The sequence below is a fragment of the Streptomyces sp. NPDC026515 genome (assembly GCF_055567595.1).
Map to the genome: position 1 here is coordinate 150725 of NZ_JBVHQD010000008.1, position 19424 is coordinate 170148.

Annotated in this window: 15 protein-coding genes, 1 tRNA gene and 2 pseudogenes; 11 read left to right on the forward strand and 7 right to left on the reverse strand. The window is 70.6% G+C overall.

Translation table 11 applies throughout. From position 1 onward, the window contains the following. Nucleotides 1–1302: 1302 nt before the first annotated feature. Nucleotides 1303–1945, forward strand: a pseudogene (locus tag ACZ4O3_RS18345) (ATP-binding protein); the annotation flags it as partial. 139 nt (nt 1946–2084) lie between these two features. Here the strand turns inward: ACZ4O3_RS18345 and ACZ4O3_RS18350 are convergent. Continuing rightward, nucleotides 2085–2169: transfer RNA gene (locus tag ACZ4O3_RS18350), tRNA-Ser, on the reverse strand. Between the two features lie 60 nt (nt 2170–2229). Further along, on the reverse strand, nt 2230–3717 hold the full coding sequence (locus ACZ4O3_RS18355; RefSeq protein ID WP_467722979.1) for a S1C family serine protease: 1488 nt from the start codon (nt 3715–3717) through the stop codon (nt 2230–2232). Between the two features lie 257 nt (nt 3718–3974). Here ACZ4O3_RS18355 and ACZ4O3_RS18360 point away from each other — a divergent pair, with 257 nt between their 5' ends. The 3 genes from ACZ4O3_RS18360 (at nt 3975) to ACZ4O3_RS18370 (ending at nt 6859) form a co-directional block, all read left to right on the forward strand. Then, entirely contained in the window at nt 3975–4802 is an 828-nt protein-coding gene (locus tag ACZ4O3_RS18360; RefSeq protein ID WP_362722749.1) for a glycerophosphodiester phosphodiesterase, read from the forward strand. Between the two features lie 208 nt (nt 4803–5010). Further along, a complete protein-coding gene (locus ACZ4O3_RS18365; RefSeq protein WP_467722981.1) occupies nt 5011–5649 on the forward strand; it encodes an ATP-binding protein in 639 nt (212 codons plus the stop codon). 235 nt (nt 5650–5884) lie between these two features. Then, nucleotides 5885–6859, forward strand: a complete 975-nt coding sequence (locus ACZ4O3_RS18370; RefSeq protein WP_467722983.1) for a DUF5926 family protein — start codon at nt 5885–5887, stop codon at nt 6857–6859. A gap of 245 nt (nt 6860–7104) precedes the next feature. Here ACZ4O3_RS18370 and ACZ4O3_RS18375 read toward each other — a convergent pair whose 3' ends face one another. Both ACZ4O3_RS18375 and ACZ4O3_RS18380 read right to left on the reverse strand, forming a co-directional pair. After that, nucleotides 7105–7767, reverse strand: coding sequence for a hypothetical protein (locus ACZ4O3_RS18375; RefSeq protein WP_467722985.1), 663 nt, complete (start codon nt 7765–7767; stop codon nt 7105–7107). 54 nt (nt 7768–7821) lie between these two features. Next, a complete protein-coding gene (locus tag ACZ4O3_RS18380) occupies nt 7822–8496 on the reverse strand; it encodes a bifunctional DNA primase/polymerase (RefSeq protein ID WP_467722987.1) in 675 nt (224 codons plus the stop codon). Nucleotides 8497–9109: 613 nt separating this feature from the next. Between ACZ4O3_RS18380 and ACZ4O3_RS18385 the strand changes: the two genes are divergently transcribed. Further along, a complete protein-coding gene (locus ACZ4O3_RS18385) occupies nt 9110–10495 on the forward strand; it encodes a PP2C family protein-serine/threonine phosphatase (RefSeq protein WP_467722988.1) in 1386 nt (461 codons plus the stop codon). Nucleotides 10496–10600: 105 nt separating this feature from the next. Further along, nucleotides 10601–12094: an aminopeptidase P family protein gene (locus ACZ4O3_RS18390; RefSeq protein ID WP_467722990.1), complete on the forward strand. Its 1494-nt coding sequence runs from the start codon at nt 10601–10603 to the stop codon at nt 12092–12094. A gap of 83 nt (nt 12095–12177) precedes the next feature. On the opposite strand, the pseudogene ACZ4O3_RS18395 reads toward ACZ4O3_RS18390, so the two are convergent. From ACZ4O3_RS18395 to ACZ4O3_RS18405, 3 genes and pseudogenes are all read right to left on the reverse strand, one after another. Beyond that, nucleotides 12178–12713, reverse strand: a pseudogene (locus ACZ4O3_RS18395) (triphosphoribosyl-dephospho-CoA synthase); the annotation flags it as partial. A gap of 290 nt (nt 12714–13003) precedes the next feature. Continuing rightward, entirely contained in the window at nt 13004–13579 is a 576-nt protein-coding gene (locus tag ACZ4O3_RS18400; RefSeq protein ID WP_362731669.1) for a GNAT family N-acetyltransferase, read from the reverse strand. A gap of 38 nt (nt 13580–13617) precedes the next feature. Beyond that, nucleotides 13618–14067: an ATP-binding protein gene (locus tag ACZ4O3_RS18405; protein WP_362731667.1), complete on the reverse strand. Its 450-nt coding sequence runs from the start codon at nt 14065–14067 to the stop codon at nt 13618–13620. A 240-nt stretch (nt 14068–14307) separates the two neighbouring features. Between ACZ4O3_RS18405 and ACZ4O3_RS18410 the strand changes: the two genes are divergently transcribed. The 5 genes from ACZ4O3_RS18410 (at nt 14308) to ACZ4O3_RS18430 (ending at nt 19419) form a co-directional block, all read left to right on the forward strand. Then, complete coding sequence (locus ACZ4O3_RS18410; protein WP_467722992.1) at nt 14308–15183, forward strand: hypothetical protein; 876 nt, start codon at nt 14308–14310, stop codon at nt 15181–15183. 159 nt (nt 15184–15342) lie between these two features. Beyond that, on the forward strand, nt 15343–16089 hold the full coding sequence (locus ACZ4O3_RS18415; protein WP_467722994.1) for a YcnI family copper-binding membrane protein: 747 nt from the start codon (nt 15343–15345) through the stop codon (nt 16087–16089). A 128-nt stretch (nt 16090–16217) separates the two neighbouring features. Beyond that, nucleotides 16218–16871: an SCO family protein gene (locus ACZ4O3_RS18420; protein WP_362728325.1), complete on the forward strand. Its 654-nt coding sequence runs from the start codon at nt 16218–16220 to the stop codon at nt 16869–16871. Between the two features lie 47 nt (nt 16872–16918). Next, nucleotides 16919–17380 carry a copper chaperone PCu(A)C gene (locus ACZ4O3_RS18425; protein WP_362728327.1) on the forward strand — a complete coding sequence of 154 codons (462 nt, stop codon included), beginning with the start codon at nt 16919–16921 and terminating at the stop codon, nt 17378–17380. Nucleotides 17381–17394: 14 nt separating this feature from the next. Further along, the gene (locus ACZ4O3_RS18430) at nt 17395–19419 is read left to right on the forward strand and encodes a copper resistance CopC/CopD family protein (protein ID WP_467722996.1); all 2025 of its coding nucleotides are present in this window, start codon (nt 17395–17397) and stop codon (nt 19417–19419) included. Nucleotides 19420–19424 lie beyond the last annotated feature (5 nt).

Here is a 19424-nt window from a genome sequence, read left to right on the forward strand (position 1 = left end):
CCCTGCGAACCCTGCACACCCTGCGAACCCTGCGAACCCTGCGTGCCCTGCGCACCCTGCGGGCCCTGCGAACCCTGCGAACCCTGCGGGCCCTGCGCACCCCACGGACCCTGCGGACCTCTCTCTCCTCGCTCTCCCTTCGGCCCGCGGTGCTTGTCATGGTCCCGGTCACGGTCAGCGGAAACGGGCCCGTTGGGGCCAGGCGGTCGGACGCTGCGCTCGGTTCCAGTCTTGTAGATCGCGTCGGCGAAGGCCGCAGCGCTCGGGGCAACGTTGAGCACTACGGCAAGTGTGCTCGCCGACACCAAGGTGGAGGTTTTCAGCCAAGAAATGCGGATATTTTTGCGACCCACCAGGGGACCTTCCTCATCGAACTTGAAGTGCGTAAACCGCAATTACACGCAATCTCGTGGGTGTACTCAATTCGCACGCATCTCACATGACCCATTGGCGCGGGTAAAGCTATTCTTCTGCGTCGCCGAACTGATGATCGCGACTCGTCCGTGTCGTAATCGAAGATCACCCAAACGGCAGTAGAGTCGCCTGCGTATCTGTCGTGATCCACCTGGTCCGATCAGATAGCAGTACGACTGCGACTGGACCCACTGCTTTGCACTGCGCATTACGAGTTGGCCGATCTTGGTCCGCGGCCGTCCATCAGTGTCAACTGCGCGGCGTGGATGCGCCGGACAGAGCGCCTGCGAGGCCCCAACGAAGCGGACGAACCGCCCTGGAGTGAGCGGCGATTGAGACCGCGACTCATTCGCCCCAAGCGCGATCAGCCCCCGTGGCATTGGTGTCGGAGCGCAGGCCTGTCGATTTACATCCGTCGCCGCCCCCTGCAGTCGGGGCTGCCTCGTTGGGAACGCTACGTTCGGCCCCTCCGGGGCCGGGTTCGGGCTGCCCTACCGCACGCGGGGCTCTGAGGAGGACAGGTCGGCGACGAGCACCATCACCCCGATGATGAGCACGTACTGCGTACCCTTGGCGAGCGCACCGATGACGCCGAGTACCACCGCCACGATGAAGGCGGTGCCGCTCGTCGGGGTGGATACCCAGCCTTCGACGTATTGCCCGGTGAGAGTTATGACGGAGGATACGAGATTCGAACTCGTGGGGGGTGCCCCCAACACGCTTTCCAACTGTCCGCGTCCCCGTTCTATGGCGTTCGGAGGCGTTCGCGCGGCAACTCAGACGGGTTACGCGTACAACGGTGAACGCCAATGGCCATAGGCGCATCGGACAAAGACGGGGACAGAAGAAGGCCAACGCCTGGGGGTAGGCACTGAACCGCTGGCGGAGGCCGGATGGGTCACCGCCCCGGACAACCTCTCCCACGTGACCCCGGACCTGTCCGACGCGATGTGCTGCATTGTCACCGGCATCGAGAACGTCAAGCGCGCCCTGTTCACCGGCGGGGACGTCTACCGCGTCGGCCGCCCCGCCCCTGCTCCTCACCGGCATCGACGTCGGCGTCATCCGCCCCGACCTCGCCGAACGCCTCCTGCCGCTGCGATTGGAGCGGCCCGAGGTCCGGCGCACCGAAGCGGAACTGTGGGCGGAGTACGCAGAGGCTCTGCCCGTCGTCCTCGGCTCGCTCCTGGACCTCGCGGTCAAGGTCCGCGCGGTCGCGGCGGAGACCCCCACGGACCTGCGAATGGCGGACTTCGCCCGCCTGTGCGCGCAACTCGACGCAGCGACCGGGCTCGGAACTCTCACGGCGTACCGGGCCAGTCTGGACGACCTGAACGACGACGTGACCGAGGGCGACCTCCTCGCCCAGACCGTCCTCAAGCACGCCGACACCATCGAACCCGGCAGCGCGCAGCGGATGACAGGTCCGGGGTCAGCGTCGCCGTTCTCCAGCGACGGGGAAGAGGCGAGGATGAACGCGCTGATCGAACAGGGGCTGGCAGAGCACGAGAGCGGCGCCGAGGGGCCGTGAATCCTGACCGCAGGTTGGCCGCAGGCGCTGGTCAGAGATGGGAAACCAGCGAATCAGGGTGAGACAGGGTCACGCAGAAGGGGGTGCCGCTCCGGAGAGTGGCACCCCCTTCTGACCTCCAAGCTTCTGACCTGCAACGCGGTGGGTGTGGGATTTGAACCCACGGTGACTCGCGCCACGACGGTTTTCAAGACCGTTCCCTTAGGCCGCTCGGGCAACCCACCCCGCGCCGACCGAGATCGGCGCGGGGAACAGAGTAACCGGTCAGCACGCGCGCGTGCGGGTCAGTTGTCGCCCACGCGGGAGCCCAGGGTCATTTCGACCGTGTGTTCCGAGCCGCCCCGCTTGTAGGTGACCTGGACCTTGTCGCCGGGCTTGTGGGTCCAGATCTCGCCGATCAGGGTGGGGCCGCTGTCGATCACCGAGTCGTCGAGCTTGGTGATGACGTCACCGGGCTTGAGGCCGGCCTTGTCGGCGGGGCCGCCCGACTCGACCGCGGCCGCGCCGCCCGAGCCGGAGTCGGTGATCTGCGCGCCGGCGCTGCTGTCCTCCAGGGACACCGACGCGCCGATCTTCGCGTAGACCGGCTTGCCGGTCCGGATCAGCTGCTGGGCCACGTACTTGGCCTGGTTGATCGGGATGGCGAAGCCGAGGCCGATCGAGCCCGACTGCCCGGTGCTGCCCAGGCCGCCGCTGGAGGAGGACTGGATCGCGGAGTTGATGCCGATCACCGCGCCGGAGGCGTTCAGCAGCGGGCCGCCGGAGTTGCCCGGGTTGATGGAGGCGTCGGTCTGCAGGGCGCTCATGTAGGACGCCTTGCTGGTGGAACTGCCGTCGCTGGAGGCGACCGGACGGTTCTTGGCGCTGATGATGCCCGTGGTGACCGTGTTGGACAGGCCGAAGGGAGCGCCGATCGCGATCGTCTCGTCGCCGACCGCCACGTTGTCCGAGTTGCCGAGGGCGAGCGGCTTGAGGTCCGACGGCGGGTTCTTGAGCTTGATGACCGCGACGTCGTAGCCCTGTGCGTGGCCGACGACCTCGGCGTCGTACTTCTTGCCGTCCGGGAAGGTGGCGGTCAGCTTGCCGCCGTCCAGGGCGTCCGCGACCACGTGGTTGTTGGTGACGATGTGGCCCTGGGTGTCGAAGACGAACCCGGTGCCGGTGCCGCCCTCGCCGCTCGTGGACTCGGCCTCGATGGTGACCGTGCTGGGCAGCGCCTTGTTGGCGACCGCCGCGATGGTGCCGGCGGCCCGCTTGACCTGGGTGGCGCCGCCGTCCGTGGAGGCGGAGACGGTCGTGGAGCCCACGTCGTCATTGTTCTTGGCCAGGGTGTAGCCGAGGCCGCCGCCGATGCCGCCCGCGACCAGCGCGGCCACCAGGACGGCGGCGATCAGGCCGCCGCGCCCGCTGCCCTTCTTCGCTGCGGCCTGCGGCTGCTGGAACGGCTGGTGCGGGTACTGCTGGTGCTGCTGGTCGTACGACGATCCCCAGCCCGCGCCGACGCCGGCGGCCGCCCCGGTGCCCGCACCCGCGCCCGGGTCCGCGTAGGAAGGCGTCGCGGGGGGCGGGGGCGGCCAGGAACCCTCGGGGGCCCGCGGTGCGGCGTAGGGGTCACCCGCGGGCGCGCTCTGGGGCGCCGACGGGATCGGAGCGGTCGGCGCTTCCCCGCCGTCGGACGCGGCTGCGTGCGGCGAAGCAGCGGGAGACGTCGGCGGCACGGGAGGTGCGGACGGGGCCGGAGGTACCGGGTTTCCCTCGTTCTCGGTGCTCACAGCTTCTCTCCTCGGTCCACGGCTTTTCGTCTCGGTCGCACTCGGTCATGCTCTTTCACGCTTGCTGTCGGCCCGGCGCGATTCGGCTGAGCATGTGCTTTTGTATGCCGTCAGCTTTTCCCACCGGCCGTCAGGGCACCATAAGCGGTTGCTGTGGGTACACCGACAACCTTTATATAGGGCCTGTCCGACAAAAGTTCCCTTTGTCTGCATCCGGGATGCCCCCACGTACGCCCGCGCGGTGGCACCATGTCGCGGTGACCCACGCACCACAGCATCGCATTCAGGTCGTCGCCCACCGCGGGGCCTCCGAGGACGCCCCCGAGCACACCCTCGCCGCCTACAAGAAGGCCATCGAGGACGGCGCCGACGCCCTGGAGTGCGACGTACGGCTGACCGCGGACGGCCACCTGGTCTGCGTCCACGACCGCCGGGTCAACCGTACGTCCAACGGACGCGGAGCGGTGTCGGCGCTGGAGCTCGCGGAGCTGGCCGCGCTGGACTTCGGCGCCTGGCGGAAGGGACCGGCCTGGCGGGGGCGGGACGAGGAGCCCGAATGGGAGATCCGGCCCGAGGACCGCGGGGACACCTCCGTACTCACGCTGGAGCGGTTGCTGGAGCTGGTCGCGGATGCCGGGCGGCGGGTGGAGCTGGCGATCGAGACCAAGCACCCCACGCGGTGGGCGGGACAGGTCGAGGAGCGGCTGATGGTCCTGCTGAAGCGGTTCGGCCTCGACGCTCCGGCCACGACGGCCGAGTCGCAGGTGCGGGTCATGAGCTTCTCCGCACGGTCGCTGCAACGGGTGCGGGCGGCCTCACCGACGCTGCCGACGGTCTACCTGCTGCAGTTCCTCTCGCCGCGGCTGCGCGACGGCCGGCTGCCGGCCGGGGTGCGGATCGCGGGCCCCTCGATCCGGATCGTGCGCAACCACCCCTCCTACATCGAGCGGCTGAAGCGGAACGGCCACCAGGTGCACGTCTGGACGGTGAACGAGCCGGAGGACGTGGATCTGTGCATGGAGCTCGGTATCGACGCGATCATCACCAACCGGCCAGGGGCGGTGCTGCGGCGGCAGGGCCGGTGAGCCGGGGGCGGGCTCTCTGACCGAGACTCAGATAAATAGTCACGTAAGGAATCCCCTTACCCCTTGACCCCACAGCCCACTCACACCATCCTCACGTATCGGCCACACCATCGAAATCAAGCCACACGTAGCCATGCCTGGGGGACATGGCGACGAACCCGTCACAGGGAGTGCTCCGGCGCGTTCGGTCCGTATTCGCTCTTCGCGAGTGCGTCACCGGGCATTCTTTGGCCGGTTTCCGGTTCAGGCCGATGGGGCATCCACACCGTGGCGTGGGGCAAAGGAGGTCTCGGGGGTGGCGTTGGTGGTGGCACAGGAGGTGCCCACGTCGTCGAGCATGGCCGTTCCCCATGGCCCTGCGGGCGTGGGGAAGGCGAGGCACCGTATGCGCGATCAGCTGCGCACCGGTGGCGTACCGGAATCGGTCATCGATGATGCCGTACTCATCCTTTCCGAACTTCTGAGCAATGCGTGCAAGCACGGGCGTCCGCTGGGTGACGCGCTGGCCGGGGACGGCGACGTCCGGGCCGCCTGGCAGGTGGACGCGCTCGGCAGGCTGATCGTCGAGGTGACGGACGGCGGCGGACCGACCCGCCCCTCTCCCATGACCCCCTCGGTCACGGCGCACGGCGGCCGCGGGCTGAACATCATCACGGCCCTGGCGGACGACTGGGGGGTCCGGGACGACGCCCGCGGCGAGGTGACGGTCTGGGTCGTGGTCCACAAGGACGTGAGCGATCCGGACGTCGGGGTCCACCGCGACGCCTTCGCTGCGTGCGTCATGACGCACGCGGCCCCGGAGCGGGCGGGCCTGGGCCTCGCCGAGGCGTTCGAGGACCTGGACTGACCGCACCGGCCCGGCCCGGACGGGCGGACACGGACACGGACACGGACGGACACGGACCTTCACGAACCGGCCTGGACCGGTCTGGACCGGCCCGTGCGTACGGGCCCGGAACCGGCCGTGCCGACCCGTCCGACGGCGCCCGCCCCGCGGCTCCGTCCACAGGTACCCGTGGCCCGGGGCGTGAACGGCTAGGCTCCCGCCAGTACGAGACGAGCCGTAACCGGGAGACACCCAGATGGCCAAGAAGCGACCCCAGACACAGCTCAGCGATGCAGCCCGGGCCGGAGGCGCTGATGGAGACTTTCCGGTGGTCGGTGCCCGCGAACCCTGCCCCTGCGGCAGTGGCCGGCGCTACAAGGCCTGCCACGGCCGCGCGGCCGCACACGCGGCGACCGAGCTGGTGCACCGCCCGTTCGAGGGGCTGGCCGGCGAGGGCGACTGGGTGGCACTGCGCGAGCTGGTCCCCGCCGCCACGGTCGAGCTGACCCTCAAGGACGGCCTGCCCGAGGGCGTTCCCTCGGTCACGCTCGCGACGGTGCTGCCGATGGCGTGGCCCGCGCTGCGGCGCGAGGACGGCACCGTCCTCCTCGGCCTGCAGAACGACACGTCGTCCGGTGACATCAGCCGCGACCTCGCCGACACCCTCCAGCGCGCCCTCGCCGCCGAGCCGGGCACCCCGGTGCAGGGCCGCCGCGCCCCCGCCGACAGCCCCCGGCTGCAGGACCTGCTCGACCCCGAGGGCTCGTTCGTGCCGGTCGTGCACGAGGGCTTCGAGTTCTGGGTGCAGGACGCGGCGAACGCCACCCCCGAGGTGACCGCCTCCCTGGAGCGGGCCAACGCGGCCGCCATCCCGACGGTGAAGCTGACCGGCGTGGACTCCGCCTACTGGTGCGAGACGCCCGAGAAGAACCATCTGCGGTGGGTCATGCCGTATCCCGAGGAGCAGCTTCTGGACGCTCTCGCGCGGCTGCACGCGGCGGGCGGGTCCAGCCTCGGCGAGGGGACCCGGCTGGTCGGTTCCTTCCGCGCCCACGGTCTCACCGTGCCGGTCTGGGACCTGCCGAGCGGGGTCGGCGCCGAGGACGTGGAGAAGCCGGCCGCCGAGTTCGCCGAGCGGCTCGCGACCGCTCTGGCCTCGGAGGCACCACTCGCGGCGGACGAGCGCCGGGCCCGTGGCGGACTGACCAACCGGCAGGTCACGCTCAGCTGACGATCAAGACCGGCGGAGGGACGCGGCTGACCGACCGGTCAGCCGCTCCGGGCCCGCCGACCCGGGTGACTCCCGTCACAACTTCCCTACATGGCAAGCAAATACGTGTCCGAATGGCCGAGACCGAATTTGCGAACCGCCGATCTCTTGTTACCGTCTCAGTAGCCCGGTTGCTGGTGCATCCCCCGTCGCCAGCAACCGGGTCTTTTCATGCCCGAGCCCGGTGCACGGACCGTAGCGATACGTCAACTACCGTTTGAATCACCGAAGTTGCTCCCGCCCGAGCCGGCGTCCTCGTGTCCGGCGCCGCCCTCGGAGCCGGTCCCGGAGTCAGCCACGGAGCCGCTCACCGAGCCGTCCGCGGAGTCGTTCGCGGAGTTGCTGGCGCTGCGCAACAGCAGCGGTTCGTCGCCGTCGCGCGCCGCGAACTCCGCGACGGCCGTGTAGGCGTCCAGCGTGCCCCGCGTGCGCTCCCGGGGCGTCTCACAGGTGGCGGGCTCGTCGGCGGCGTCCGCGGCGCAGTGCGTCTGCACGGTGCGGCCGCGCGGGCCCATGAGGCTCAGCACGGACTCCAGGTCCGCCCCGGTGGCGTTGCGGTAGTAGGTGCGCGCCCAGGTGTCCGCGCCCTGGGCCATCACGCAGGTCTGCGCCTCCACTCCGCCGGGGGAGGTGAGTTCGGGACCGCAGCGGGCGGCCGTGGCCAGGCCCAGGCCGAGCACCAGGGGGGAGCGGACGGGCGCCGGCAGCTTCTCGTCGTCGTTCCGGGCCGGGTGTCCGGTGGCGGCGTCGCCCACCTGTCCCGCGGACGCCACGGCCAGCGGGAGCGCGACCGCGCACACCATGATGCCCGCGAGGGCGACCAGACGTAGTCGGGGGTCTGGGGGTCGCCCCCCAGAATTACGCAGCATGTGCGGAAGATAACCAGCGAGGCGCGAGAAGCCGTGATCTCGCGCCCGACACCCTTACAACTCGGGTGCGTTCACACCCGTACGGGTGAGGGCGTCGATCACGGCGTCCACCACGGCCTCCACATCGGGCACCCAGGGCTTGGCCGAGCCGGGCAGCGGGGCCCGCTCCCAGCGGATGGCGCCCTGGCCTGTCTCCGAGGGCGGGAGGGCGAGATAGCCGCCCTCGCCGTGGAAGCGCAGCGAGCCGGGGACGAAGTCCTTGGCGTACAGCAACTCGCCCAGCTGCTCCATGGAGTACGGCTTGACGAGCAGCGCCCAGCGCGTGGGCGCCGCGACCACCGGGCCGAGACGCATGCCGCGACGGTCGAGAAGAGCGAGGGCGTGGGAGGCCGCGAGCGCGGGCAGACTGACCGCGCAGGGCGCCTTGCCGCCGGCGGCTCCGGTGGCGAGGACGATCGGGGCGGCCGGCCGGTTGCCCCACCACCAGCGCACCATGCGCTCGTCGGTGGTGGCCGCGAGCAGGCCGGGGTCGAAGGGGTGCGCACCGGGCACCGTGCACTCCGGGTCGGGGCAGGCACAGCGGGCCCGGCCCTGCGGGTCCGGAGCCACACCGGGGAGTACGGGCCACTGCCATTCCGTAGCGAAGGTCAGGGCCGCGCCGAGAAACTCAGACCCCTTGTCTTTCCGCCTGGACAGGAGCCTGCGTCGCCTTCCGAGGATCTCGCGCATGAGCGCTCGTTCCTTTCCGTTGCACCGCTGGCAACACCGTGGACCACATCACATCATGTGTCGATCACTTCACTGTGCGTACCTGTTGGCGCATCACACCCCTGCGCTGGCAAGGGGAACCCCGAGGGGCCGAGCCGGGGGCCGCGCCCGCATCCAATACTGCGTCCATCAAAAGCACGGCCACGGCGTGGGGGTGGCGAAGTCTGGCGTTTTGCCGTTCAGAGTGTTTCTCTCCGCCGCCGCCACGGGAGGATGGGGCACGGTCGTCGGTGGTTAAGACGCCCGGGTCCGTCGCCAGGTTCCGGGTGGTCCCCAACCACCCCTGGCCTTCTCCGAGTACGTACCCATCACGACCGCTGTGACGCTCCGTGGAGCAAGGCCAGTCGACCGCAATGAACCGTTGCCCGAGTCAGTTTTAAGCCAACTTTGCTTTTGTGCAAGCCATCCGGGAGAAGTCACCGGAAGGCCCACGGACACCAGGAATCCCGGCAGGACAATGCTGGACATCTCCTTACGAGTGCGTGTACATGTGGAGACACTGCTAGCGGCGCAGGAAGACATGGGGGTTTGCGATGCTTTTGAGCAATACGCACGGGTCTGAAAGCCGGACACGATGAACGCCCCCCACCCTCCGAAAGTGGCTGGAATCGATTCAACGGTCCCCACGCCCGCACAGACTGTCGCCCCCGTTCCCCCCGCCCCGGGCGCACCTCCCGTCCCGAAGGCCCCCGCCGTACCGGCGCCCGGCACCCTCCTCCAGGACCGGCTGGCCGGGTGGGTCTCGGACCTCACCACGCTGCACGAACTGACCGAACGGCTCGCCCGCACCGACGGACTGGAGTCCGCTCTCCAGGAACTGCTGCGCGCCGGTGCCGGACTCGTGGGCGCCCGGCGCGGACTCGTGGCGCTGGAGCCCGCCGCCGGCCTCGGCCGGCACACCACGCTCGGCCTCGGGCTCGGCCGCGCGGACCTCGGGCACCTGGAGACCGTGCCGGCCGGCGCACTGCCGTACGACGCCGGCACCGCCGCCGAGATCGTCCACCCCGACCTGTTCGCCGAGGACGGCCTCGACCCCCGGCACCGCGAGGTCGCCGCCCGCCTCGGCTACGCCGCCAGCTACGCGCTCCCCCTGACCACCGACGCGGCCGCCCGTCTGGGCGCGGTCCTGTGTCTGTACGACGAGCCGGCCGAACCGAACGAGCGTCAGCGCCACCTCATCGGCCTCTACGTCCGCTTCGCCGCCGAACACCTGGCCCGGCTGCTGGAAGTCGAGCGCACGCGCGCGTGCATGGCGACCATCGCCGAGGAGCTGCTCCCCTCCCGGCTGCCCCGGGTGGCCGGCGTCCAGCTCGCCGCCCGGCACCGCACCGGCCCGCGCGGCGGCGGCGACTGGTACGACGCGCTGCCGCTGCCCGACGCAGCCCTCGGCCTCGCGGTCGGCTCGGTCACCGGGTCCGGGCCCAGCGCGGTGGCCGCCATGGGCCGGCTGCGGGCCTCCCTGCGGGCGTACGCGGTGATGGAGGGCGAGGACCCGGTCGCGGTCCTCTCCGACCTCGAACTGCTGCTGCGGCTGACCGAACCGGCCCGCTCCGCCACCGCCCTGTTCGCCTACTGCGAGCCCGCCCTGCGCAAGGTCACCCTGGCCGGGGCCGGACACAGCCCGCCGCTGCTGATCGGGGAGCACCGCACCGAGTTCGCCGAGACGTCGGTCTCGGCGCCGCTCGGGATGCTGGCCTGCTGGGAGGCGCCCAGCGTGGAGATCGAGGCCGAGGCCGGGGAGACCGTGCTCTTCTACACGGACGGGCTGCTGCACCGCACCGGCGACCCCATGGACCGCGCCTTCGCCCGGCTGCACACGGCGGCCGCCAGCATCCCGCGCGCGTTGCGCCACGACCCGGGCGCGATCGCCGACCACGTGCTGCGCACGGTGCTGCCGGGCGGGCTGGACTCGGCGGACAGCGCCGAGGACGTGGTGCTGCTCGCGGCTCGTTTTGACTGACCGGTCAGCCGAAAGGCCAGGTCAAACGGGAGTGAGCCGTCCGGCCCTGGGTCACCGTTCAGTACGACCGTACGATGGACGGGATTCAGTGCAGTGTCGAGGAGGATGACCGTGGCCGACGAGCTCAACCCGGCAGTACCAGATGTGGCCGCTGACGCGGCGGGCTCGGAAGCGGAGCCGGAAGAGCCGGTGAAGCAGCGCAAGAACGGCTTGTACCCGGGTGTCTCCGACGAACTCGCCGAGAGCATGAGGTCCGGCTGGGCCGACACGGAGCTGCGCGACCTCAAGCCCGTCGAACAGGCCGAGCACACCGCCCGCCGCCGCGCCGAGCTGTCCGCCCGCTTCCCGGGCGAGCGTCTGGTGATCCCGTCCGGCAACCTGAAGACCCGCTCCAACGACACGGACTACCCGTTCCGCGCGTCGGTCGAGTACGTCTACCTCACCGGCAACCAGACGGAGGACGGCGTACTCGTCCTGGAGCCGAAGGACGACGGCCACGTGGCCACCGTCTACCTGCTGCCCCGCTCCGACCGCGACAACGGTGAGTTCTGGCTCTCCGGGCAGGGTGAGCTGTGGGTGGGTCGCCGCCACTCCCTGACCGAGTCCGAGGCTCTCTACGGCATCCCCGCCGCCGACGTCCGTGAACTCGCCGACACGCTGCGCGAGGCCACCGGCCCGGTCCGGGTCGTGCGCGGGTACGACACCGGCATCGAGGCCGCGCTGACCGACAAGGTCACCGCCGAGCGCGACGAGGAACTGCGCGTCTTCCTGTCCGAGGCCCGGCTGGTCAAGGACGACTGGGAGGTCGGCGAGCTGCAGAAGGCCGTCGACTCCACGGTCCGCGGCTTCGAGGACGTGGTGAAGGTCCTCGACAAGGCCGAGGCCACGTCCGAGCGCTACATCGAGGGCACGTTCTTCCTCCGCGCGCGCGTGGAGGGCAACGACATCGGCTACGGCTCCATCTGCGCCGCCGGCCCGCACGCCTGCACGCTGCACTGGGTCCGCAACGACGGTCCGGTGCGCTCGGGCGACCTGCTCCTGCTGGACGCAGGCGTGGAGACGCACAGCCTCTACACCGCCGACGTCACGCGCACGCTGCCGATCAACGGCACGTACAGCGAGCTGCAGAAGAAGGTCTACGACGCGGTGTACGACGCCCAGGAGGCCGGCATCGCGGCGGTGAAGCCGGGCGCCAAGTACCGCGACTTCCACGACGCCGCACAGCGGGTGCTGGCCGAGCGGCTGGTCGAGTGGGGGCTCGTGGAGGGGCCGGTCGAGCGGGTGCTGGAGCTCGGGCTGCAGCGCCGGTGGACGCTGCACGGGACAGGCCACATGCTCGGCCTCGACGTCCACGACTGCGCCGCCGCGCGGACCGAGACGTACGTGGAGGGCGTCCTCGAGGCGGGCATGGTGCTGACCGTCGAGCCGGGGCTGTACTTCCAGGCCGACGACCTGACCGTGCCGGAGGAGTACCGCGGGGTCGGCGTCCGGATCGAGGACGACATCCTCGTGACGGCCGACGGGAACCGGAACCTGTCCGCGGGGCTGCCTCGGCGGTCGGACGAGGTCGAGAGCTGGATGGCTTCGCTGAAGAGCTGACGATGTGAGGTGACTGGCCGGGTACCGAAGCGTGTGCCCGGCCATCGTTGCGTTCCGTGGGTGAGCGGGGGCTGGTCGCGCGGTTACCCGCACCCCTGTCGGCACGACGCAGACAGCGCGTCCAAGAAGAGCGCGCCCGTCGTCAGGCCCGCGCTGCCCCTCGGGCTCCAGCCGCGCTCGTGCAGGTCGGTGTCGAGGGCTGTGAGTACCGTCGCGCCCGCCTCCGTCGCCGTGCCGCCCGCCTCCGGTCCCCCCGGGCGCCCGCCTGTACGCGGCGCAGGCCGAACGGGCCCGCGGCATGGAGGAGTTCCGTGTCCCGCAGGGTGGACATCACCGTCAGCAGGGCGTCGGACGGGCCCGGTTCTCGGTGGCGCCCACCGTACGTGGCGGAGACCGACGAACCCCGGGACGGGCGCCTGGGAGCGCCCTTGTCGTCGAAGGCGGCGATCCTGCGGGCCGTGGCGGCGGTCTTGCGGGCCTTGGCCCGGCGGTCCAGGGCGGCCGCGGCGACCAGGAGGCCCAGGGCCCACAGGTCGCCCCGGTGACCGCCACCGGCCAGTGCGACCGAGTGCTCGGTGGACCGGCCGATCGCGCCCAGCTCCGCCCGCAGCACCGGTGAGGCTCCCGCGTCGGTGCCGGCCTCGGTCACATCGGCGAAGGCCGACTGGAGGCCGGCGACCGCGAGGCCGCCGGCCGCCACCGTGCCGCCGGAGACCACGAGGGCGCGGCGGCGGGTGATCGACGTGTCTTCGTGGTTTCCCGTCATGGCCGACGAAGCCAGGAAGGCGGTTCGTCAGGGGCGTGGGCAGGGGCCGGCAACCGGCCGTGAACGCCCAGGGAGCTGAAGTCGGCGGAAAAGCACTGGTCACAGAGGTCCGACGCGGCTGTCGCAGAGGTCCGGCGACGTGGTCACAGGGCCGGATCGCGGTCGTGCAGGACCCGCTGGAACAGCCGGCTGTCCCGCCATTTTCCGTTGATGTGGAGATACTGCGGCGCATCGCCGATCGTCTCGAATCCGCATTTCTTCAGCACGCGTTGCGAGGTCGTGTTGTCGATCAGGGTGGACGCCTCGATCCGGTGAAGTCCCAAGTCGTCCCGGGCGATCTCGCAGACCCGCTCCAGGGCCGCACTGGCCAGCCCGCGGCCCTGCCGATCGCCGGCCACCCAATAGCCGACGTACGAACTGCAGAAAGGGCCCAGGGAAATTCCCGAAAGGGTGATCGCGCCGACGATCCCGCGGTCCCGCGCGGCCTCCATGACCCAGGGGACCATGATCCCGTCGGCAGCCTGTCTCAGCAGGCCGTCGATGCGTTCGGCCTGCCCCTCGACGGTGAAGAAGGACTCGGGTCTGACCGGCTCCCAGGGTTCGAGATGCTTTCGGTTGCGGACGTACGCGGCGGACAGCGGTTCCGCATCGCCGACGGCAATGGGACGCAATATCACGCCGGACAGGATTGCCTTTTCTTTAATCTTTTCGAGAATCATGCGCGCACCCTAGCGCGCAGGTTATGCAGGGGGGAGAGTCATGCCGAAAGCAGAGAAGGATCTTTGGTCCACTTGAGGATCTTGTCGAAGCTGACCACCGTGCCGTCGCGGCCCGGCTTGTTGCCGATGTGGACGTGATCGGCCAGTTCTCTGATCAGACAGAGCCCTCTGCCGTGCTCGGCGTCGGGTCGGGCGGGCCTGATCTCCTGGGTGCGGGTGAATCCGGGGCCGAGCCCCGGGCCCGAGTCGGCCACTTCGATACGGCACTTCTCGCCGTCCAGATAGGCGGTGACCCGGTACGCCTCCGAGGGGCGGCCCGCCCCGCCGTGCTCCACCGCGTTCGCACAGGCCTCGCTGAGGGCCACGGAGAGGTCGTAGGAGATCTCGGGGTCGACGCCCGCCGTCTCCATCGTGCCGATCAGCAGTCGCCGGGCGAGCGGAACGCTCGCGGCCTCACGCCGCAGATGGAGTGACCACCAGATGCTCATGCTCCAGCCTCCTGGCCGCGGCTCGACATACCGATACCTATTGCCATCCGTGCGCGGGTGTAAGCACTCCGTTCATGTGAGAACGCCCATCCGGTGGATGCGCCCCGGGAGGTTTCGGTGTATGAGCGGGTGGTTCACGGCAAGAGTGATCTTCCGGTTCTTTCCCCCCTTTCACATGTAAACGAATCTTGTGGACCTGCCGTATGGGGGGCGCCGGCCCAGTGCGATGATGAGCGCGCCATGAACGCCCCCCACCCGCGCGCGGCGCGCACCGGAAGCGGACTGCGGCTCCTGCGGGCCGCGGTGTTCGCCGCGCTCTGTGTCGTGCTGGCCGCGGCGGGGCACACACTGGCGTCCTGCGCGACCGTCCCGCTGTGGACGCTCGGTGCCGGCTTCCTGGGCACCTTGGCACTCGTCGCCCCGCTCACCGGGCGGGCCCGCACGCTGCCGGGGATCGTGGCGCTCCTCGCGGTCGTTCAGACCACGCTGCACACGCTGTTCGGGCTCGGCCAGCACGGCGGCGCGGCGATGCCGGGCGGCTCGATGTCGATGTCGTCTATGAACGCGATGAACTCGATGTCGTCGATGCCGGCCATGTCGGCGAGTGACGCCTCGCTGGTCGAGCGGGCCGCACGACTGGTGTGCGGGGCCGGCGCGGCGCAGCTCAGCCCCGCACACGCCTACAAGATCCTCTCCGACGCGCACCTCAGCACCGCCGTCCCGGCCCCGACCGCGGACCTGAACGGCGCGGCCCGTGCGGCGGACGCCACCGGGGCCGCCGGCTCGTTGCTGCCCTCCGTGCCCATGCTGCTCGGACACCTCCTCGCCGCCGTCGTCGCCGGATGGCTGCTGCGCCGGGGCGACCTGGCGCTGCTGCGGCTGATCGACCTGTCGGCGCACGGAGTCGCCGAGGGGGCGCTCGTGCGTTCCCTGCGCGGGGCGCTCGCGCTGACGCGGGCTCTGCGCGCCGGGCTCGTGGCCGCACCCGAGGCGCCCGCCCGCAGCCGTCGCAGCACCCGGGACGAGCCGCCCGCGCCGCACACCGTCGCACTCCAGCACTCCGTGATCCGGCGCGGGCCGCCCCGGCCCGCCGCCGTACTCGTTCTCGCCGCCTGACGCGACGCGACCGGAGCACTCCCGGGATCTGTCCGGATCCGGAGGGGCCCGCCGCCGTCGCGCGGCACGCGCGCGTGCGCATCGGCTGCCCGCGCGCCCCCCTAGACGACAGAACTCACTCGGAGTGGAGTGCTCCCTGCCATGAAGGCTTTCCGTGTCATGAAGGCTTCTCGTTCCGCCGCGGCCGTCGCCGCCGTCGCCGCCGTTGCGGGCACGGCCGTCCTGGCCGTCTCCTCGCCCGCGTTCGCCCACGTCAGCGTGCAGCCCGAGGGCACAGCCGCCAAGGGCGGTTACGCGGTCATCGACTTCAAGGTCCCCAACGAGCGCGACAACGCCTCGACGACCAAGGTCGAGGTCAACTTCCCCGCCGACCACCCGCTCGCCTCCGTCATGCCGCAGCCGATGGCCGGCTGGAAGATCGAGGTCACCAAGTCCAAGCTGGCCAAGCCGTTGGAGATGCACGGCGAGAAGATCTCCGAGGCGGTCACCAAGGTCACCTGGACCGCCGCGGACAAGGGCATCGAGCCCGGCTACTTCCAGAAGTTCCCGCTCTCCGTGGGCGCCCTGCCCGAGGACACCGACGAACTGGTCTTCAAGGCGATCCAGACGTACTCCGACAACGAGGTCGTCCGCTGGATCGAGGTCCAGCAGAAGGGCCAGGAGGAACCGGAGAACCCGGCCCCGGCCCTCGCGCTGTCCGCCGCCACCGACGACCACCACGGGAGCACCACCGCCGAGGACACCGCGGCCAAGACCGAGACCACGGCCTCCGGCGACTCCGGCTCCTCCGGCGGCAGTGACACCACCGCCCGCGTCCTGGGCGTCGTCGGCATCGTGGTCGGCGCGGCCGGGGTCGCCTACGGCGTCCTCGCCGGCCGCCGCCGGTCCACCGGCTCCGAGGCCTGAGCTCCACGTCCGTCACGCGCACAGGGGGCCGTGCGAGGCTGTCGAGGCTCCGACAGCTCTCGTACGCCCCGGTAGCTCTCGTACGCCCCCGGTGCGCGCCGGATCTCTCACATCTGGGACATTTTCCTATGCGCAAAAAGACGTTCGCCGCGGCCGCCCTGCTCGCCGCCGCCACTTTGGCCCTCTCCGCCTGCGGCAGCGGCGACGACGCCAAGTCACCCGTCACCGTCGTCGCCGGGGACACCTCGAACAAGGCCGCGACCGTCCTGGACCAGCCGTTCGCGAAGCCCGATCTGGTGCTCACCGACACCCAGGGCAAGAAGTACGACCTGCGTGCCGAGACCAAGGGCCGGCCGACGCTCATCTACTTCGGCTACACGCACTGCCCCGACGTCTGCCCCCTGACGATGAACAACCTCGCGGTCGCCAAGAAGGCGCTGTCCAAGGCCGACCAGGCCGGACTGCGGGTCGTGTTCGTCACCACCGACCCCGGCCGCGACACCCCGGCCGAACTCGGCAAGTGGCTCAGGGGCATCGACCCCCAGTTCATCGGCCTGACCGGCGACTTCTCCACCATTCAGGCCGGCGCCCGCGCCATCGGCATCTCCATCGAGCCGACCCACAAGGACAAGAAGACCGGCAAGACCGTCTCGGTGCACGGCACTCAGGTCATGGCGTTCTCACCGAAGACCGACGGCGGATACGTCCTCTACGACGAGGACGCCACGGTCGACGACTACACCAAGGACCTCCCCAAGCTGATCAAGGGGGAGAACCCGTGAGGCGCCCGGCCCTGAAGCTCCCGGCGCCGACCGGGCGGCGGCTCGCCCTGACCGGCGTCGCCTCGACCGGCATAGCCCTGACGGGTGCGCTGGTCCTCGCGGGCTGCGGCGGCTCGGACACCGCGGGCTCCTCGGGAACCGAACTCTCCGTCGGCGCCTCCTACATGCCCCAGCCGGTCTCCGCCGACATGGCCGCCGGATTCCTGACGATCACCAACAAGAGCGCCACCGACGACGAGCTGACGTCCGTCACCAGCGACTCCGCCGGTGAGGTCACCATGCACGAGACCAACGGCGGTGCGATGGAGGAGGTCGGCTCCTTCGAGGTGCCCGCCCACGGTCAACTCGTGTTCAAAAGCGGTGGCAACCACCTGATGTTCGAAAAGCTGAAGCGGCGGCCGAAACAGGGCGACACGATCACCCTGAGACTGAAGTTCGCCGAATCCGGTCCGCTCACCGTCGAGATGCCGGTGAAGTCCGCCACGTACAACCCGTCGACCGGACACTGAGGGAGGGACCGACCTTGACGCGGACCATCACCCCCCGCCTGCGCACGCTGGTACTGCTGTTCCTCGCCGTCACCGGCGCGCTGCTGGCCGGCGCCGGGCCGGCCTCCGCGCATGCCGCGCTGACCGGCAGCGACCCCGCCCAGGGGGTGGTGGTTCCGAAGGCACCCGACCAGGTCTCGCTCACGTTCTCCGAGAACGTGTCGCTGAACGACGACTCGATCCGGGTCCTCGACCCCAAGGGCAAGCGGGTCGACCTGGCCAAGCCGGACAGCCTGACCGGGACGACCTACGGCGTCCAGCTCAGGAGCGGACTGGGCAGGGGCACGTACACCGTCGCCTGGCAGGTCGTCTCGGCGGACAGCCATCCCGTCGCCGGCGCCTACACCTTCTCCGTCGGCGCACCCTCCGCGACCGTCGCCTCGGTCGGGGACCAGGGCGCGGGCGGCGGGGTCGTCGGCTGGCTCTACGGCTTCGGGCGGTACATGTCGTACGCCGGGTACATCGTGCTCGTCGGCGGCGCCGCCTTCGTCCTCGCCTGCTGGCAGCGCGGCGCCGGCGTACAGGCCATGCAACGGCTGGTCGTCGGCGGCTGGCTGACGCTTACCGCGGCCACCCTCTGGCTGCTGCTCCTGCGCGGCTCCTACACCACCTCCGGCAGCCTCGGCGACGTCGTCGACCTCAACCTGCTCGGCCAGGTCCTCCAGACCAAGACCGGCGCGGCCCTGGTCTCCCGGCTGCTGCTGCTCGCGGCCGCCGCGCTGTTCATCGCCGTCCTCTTCGGGGCCTACGACAAGCGCGAGGAGGGCGCGGAGAAGCGCGACCTGACCTTCGGGCTCGCCGTCGGCGGAACCGTCGTGGCCGCCGGGCTCGCGGCGAGCTGGGCGATGGCGGAACACGCCTCCACCGGGCTCCAGCCGGGCATCGCGATGCCGGTCGACGTCGTCCACCTGCTCGCCGTCGCCACCTGGCTGGGCGGTCTGACCGCCCTGCTGGTCGCCCTCTACCGGGCCCCGGCCGACAGCCCCGTCGGCTCCACCGCCGTACGGCGCTTCTCCGGCGTCGCCTTCGGCAGCGTGGTGACGCTGGTCGGCACCGGCGTCTACCAGTCCTGGCGCCAGCTCGGCTCCTGGTCGGCGTTCACCGACACGGCCTACGGACAGCTGCTGCTGGTCAAGATCGCCCTGGTGGCCCTCCTGGTCGGCATCGCGTCCATCTCCCGGCGGTGGACGGGACGGCTCGCGCACACGGCCGTGACGGACACCGAGACAGACACGAACACGGAGACGGAGACGTCGGCGGAATCGGCCGAGGCGGAGGGGAAGCGGGAGACCGTCAAGGCGTCGTCAGCCACGAAGGAAGCTTCGGTCACGTCGGGCCCGACCGGCGCATCCGGCGCATCCGGCGTCAAGGCTTCCGGCAAGGACGCCTCCGACGACGACTCCGCGGACCCCGACCGCGTCGCTCAGCTGGCCAGGCAGCAGGCCGCCAAGGACGCCGCCCGGCAGAAGCGCGCCCGGGACGCCGATCCCAACCGGTTCGGACTGCGCCGCTCGGTGCTCGCCGAGGCCGGGGTCGCCGTCGCCCTGCTCGCCGTCACGACCGTGCTGACCCAGACCGAACCGGGCCGCACCGAGCAGGACGCCAAGGACGCCGCCGCGGCGTCCTCCTCCTCGTCCTCTGCGTCCACCTCGTCCTCGGGAGCGCTGACCCTCGACATGTCCTTCGACACGGGCGGCAAGGACGGCAAGGGTGTCGTCCGCGTCGACCTCGACCCGGCGACCGTGGGGCTCAACGAGATGCACGTCTACGTCCAGCGTCCCAACGGCCGGGCCTTCGACATCCCCGAGGTGAAGGTCGCCTTCACACTCGCCGCCAAGAAGATCGGGCCGCTCCCCGTGGCCCCCGACCACGTCACCACCGGTCACTGGGCCGCCAACGGTGTGCAGATCCCCATGGCCGGCGACTGGCAGGTCTCCGTGAGCGTACGGACCTCCGACATCGACCAGGTGACCGTCTCCAAGAACGCGCAGATCGGCTGAACCGC

Coding starts and splice junctions, on each gene's coding strand:
- ACZ4O3_RS18370 (WP_467722983.1), top strand. CDS start 5,885: ATGGCCAAGAAGCGACCCCAGACACAGCTCAGCGATGCAGCCCGGGCC.
- ACZ4O3_RS18375 (WP_467722985.1), bottom strand. CDS start 7,767: ATGCTGCGTAATTCTGGGGGGCGACCCCCAGACCCCCGACTACGTCTG.
- ACZ4O3_RS18380 (WP_467722987.1), bottom strand. CDS start 8,496: ATGCGCGAGATCCTCGGAAGGCGACGCAGGCTCCTGTCCAGGCGGAAA.
- ACZ4O3_RS18385 (WP_467722988.1), top strand. CDS start 9,110: ATGAACGCCCCCCACCCTCCGAAAGTGGCTGGAATCGATTCAACGGTC.
- ACZ4O3_RS18390 (WP_467722990.1), top strand. CDS start 10,601: ATGACCGTGGCCGACGAGCTCAACCCGGCAGTACCAGATGTGGCCGCT.
- ACZ4O3_RS18400 (WP_362731669.1), bottom strand. CDS start 13,579: ATGATTCTCGAAAAGATTAAAGAAAAGGCAATCCTGTCCGGCGTGATA.
- ACZ4O3_RS18405 (WP_362731667.1), bottom strand. CDS start 14,067: ATGAGCATCTGGTGGTCACTCCATCTGCGGCGTGAGGCCGCGAGCGTT.
- ACZ4O3_RS18410 (WP_467722992.1), top strand. CDS start 14,308: ATGAACGCCCCCCACCCGCGCGCGGCGCGCACCGGAAGCGGACTGCGG.
- ACZ4O3_RS18415 (WP_467722994.1), top strand. CDS start 15,343: ATGAAGGCTTCTCGTTCCGCCGCGGCCGTCGCCGCCGTCGCCGCCGTT.
- ACZ4O3_RS18420 (WP_362728325.1), top strand. CDS start 16,218: ATGCGCAAAAAGACGTTCGCCGCGGCCGCCCTGCTCGCCGCCGCCACT.